The 240-nt window shown below is 60.0% G+C and carries 1 protein-coding gene; it reads left to right on the top strand.

The annotated features are described in order from the left end of the window. On the top strand, positions 1-187 hold a 187-nt coding region (locus CQ12_RS37010; RefSeq protein WP_057840177.1), incomplete at its 5' end, for a hypothetical protein. Positions 188-240: the final 53 nt, after the last annotated feature.

The raw sequence follows: 240 nt of genomic DNA, 5'->3' as shown, positions 1-240 counted from the left end.
CCTGAAGGACATCCTTTGGGAGACGCTGACCGACCTGAAGCACGAGAACATCTTGCCGAACAGGGCCGATGCCATCGCCGCTCAGTCGCGTGAAATCCTGCGCACGATCAAGGTCCAGCTCCAGGTCGCTGGCGCAGCCAAGCGCGCAGTCCCTCAAGACATCATCGAGTTCTCCGAGCGCAGGTGACCCCTGCGCGATGATGGATGAGGACGCATCAGGACAAGGACACTGACCAATGA

This window comes from Bradyrhizobium jicamae (assembly GCF_001440395.1).
GTDB lineage: Bacteria > Pseudomonadota > Alphaproteobacteria > Rhizobiales > Xanthobacteraceae > Bradyrhizobium > Bradyrhizobium jicamae.
The sequence above is the reverse complement of the archived record's forward strand: the minus strand, read 5'-3'. Positions and strand labels throughout refer to the sequence as shown.